Source organism: Mycolicibacter sinensis, from assembly GCF_001667945.1.
GTDB classification, from domain to species: Bacteria; Actinomycetota; Actinomycetes; order Mycobacteriales; family Mycobacteriaceae; genus Mycobacterium; species Mycobacterium sinense_B.
The window spans coordinates 1-942 of the sequence record NZ_LZJK01000109.1; the positions used below are offsets into that span (position 1 = coordinate 1).

Annotated in this window: 2 pseudogenes; one reads left to right on the forward strand and one right to left on the reverse strand. The window is 66.5% G+C overall.

Going from position 1 to position 942, the window contains the following annotated elements:
* A pseudogene (locus tag A5694_RS14560) lies at positions 1–284 on the reverse strand (PE-PPE domain-containing protein); the annotation flags it as partial.
* Positions 285–497: 213 nt separating this feature from the next.
* On the opposite strand from A5694_RS14560, the pseudogene A5694_RS14565 reads away from it, so the two are divergent.
* Positions 498–942 (forward strand): annotated as a pseudogene (locus tag A5694_RS14565) (PE-PPE domain-containing protein); the annotation flags it as partial.

Consider the following 942-nt stretch of genomic DNA (forward strand, 5'->3'; position numbering starts at 1 on the left):
GGGGTGGAGAGCACCTGCAGCGGCGAATCGCAGGTGCCGACGCCGATGACGCACACCGTCGGATCATCGCCGGCGTCGAAGCCCAGTGGCTGCAGGAAGAGATCGGCCGCGGTCTGCGCGAAGGCCGCCGACGGCGTCGGCAACATCGTGCCGCCGACGAAGATCGCGGTGTCCGACAGCAGGGCCACCCGGGCGAATGTCGTTTGGACGACCGGAGCTGCGGCGACGCCGGCGGCGATCACGCTCGCGGCGGCGAGCGGGGCGAAAGCTTTGGTTACGTTCATTCCGACACACCTAGTTTTTATGTAAGAGCCGGCCGACAGGACATGAAAAGCCGATAATGGCATTCTCGCATGACGAGAGTCAACGGCGCCGCGGTGGTAGGAGCCCGGAACAGCGGCCGTCCCAGATGGCAGTCCATTGACTTCTGTCCGGCGTCGCTGCCATGATCGCCCTCAGGAATTCTTTAGCTTCTGCGGTGAAGGGGACGCCCCGTGATGCTGACCAAGGCCTTGACGCCGATTGCGATTGCCAGCACCGTCGCGGGCGGGGTGCTCACCGCGCCGGCGGTCCACGCCACCTATACCGACGTCAACCTGCTCGCCGATACCGCGTTCTTCATCGGCCCGACCACCTTGTCCACGCCGTCACCGACCTTCGCCCAGACCGCGGCCGATCTCTTCCTGCAGCCACTGGGCTTCGACGCCGGCGATGATCCGACGGTGTGCGTCATCGGCGTCGGCACCTGCGATTCGCCGCTGCAGGTGCTCTCCACCCCGCAACTCATCCTGCAGGGCCACAGCAGCTTCGTCGGGGCCGCCGAGATCGTGCGGGCGGTGCACGCCGAACTCGATGCCAACCCCGACGCCTACGATGCCGAAAACCCGCTGTGGATCTTCGGCTACTCGCAAGGGGCCACGGCCGGGTCGATCGCGATGGCGC